This is a genomic window from Allokutzneria sp. NRRL B-24872 (assembly GCF_002155965.1).
Taxonomy (GTDB): Bacteria; Actinomycetota; Actinomycetes; order Mycobacteriales; family Pseudonocardiaceae; genus Allokutzneria.
In genome coordinates, this window is record NZ_MUMH01000308.1 from 1 (window position 1) to 927 (window position 927).

Below are 927 nucleotides of genomic sequence, written 5' to 3' on the forward strand. Positions count from 1 at the left end.
GCGCCATCCGACCGCTCAGCTCTCTTCGCAATGGCAGGATTTCCCAGATGACTCACCCTGCTGAGGAGTCCTGGCATCGCATCGTCGCTTGGCTTCACCACAACGCGCCCACGTCCGCAGCCCACATCGGCCCGCCCGCGACCGCCAGCGAAATCGCCGTCGTGGAAGCCCTCCTCAACCGGCCACTGCCCGCTGATCTCCTCGCATGGTGGCGCCACTCCTGCGGCGTAACCGACTTCCTCAAGGGACAGCTACTACCGCACTACACCCCGTTCACCGTCGACCAAGCAGTGGAGCGCCGCGAGGGCCTGCTGGACATCGATTCCTTCGACGACGCAGAAACCATTGCCCTAGTAGCCGAACCCGCTGGCTCAGAGTGCACCTTCTGGCTCCCGGTGTGGCTCCCCCTCGCACACAACGGCGGCGGCGACTACCTGCTCGTCGACCTGCGCTCCGGCCCTCTCCACGGATGCATCATGAAGTGGGACAAGTACGAGGCCGCAATCTCAGAGCCCCGCTGGCCAAACACCGCAACCATGCTCGCCGAGATCGCCTACGCCCTCGACCACGGCACAGACATCAACGGCGACCAACCCGAAGCCAACGACGACGGCACCCTCGACTGGGTCTAGCCCTGGAACTGGAGATCCGCCGTATGAACACGCCCACCGTCGACGCAACCTGGCTGGCTTCGTGGAGCAATGACATCAATCGCGCTCTCGCTTCACTCCTGCCTACGTTCCAGGACAAGTACGGCTACCCACCAGGCAACAACATGGTCGCTGCCGCCGACAACGACCAGACAGTCGGCGAACCGACGACCGATGTTCCCTTCCCACTTGCCGTGTTCTACAAGACGATTCACGAGGTGCTGTTGCCCGACATCGGCAATGGGTACTTCCTCCACCCGGCCAGACACGTGCTCAA

1 protein-coding gene is annotated in these 927 nt (G+C 63.2%); it reads left to right on the forward strand.

The annotated features are described in order from the left end of the window. On the forward strand, positions 1-632 hold a 632-nt coding region (locus tag CCN37_RS37660), incomplete at its 5' end, for an SMI1/KNR4 family protein (RefSeq protein WP_210408394.1). Between the last annotated feature and the right edge of the window lie 295 nt (positions 633-927).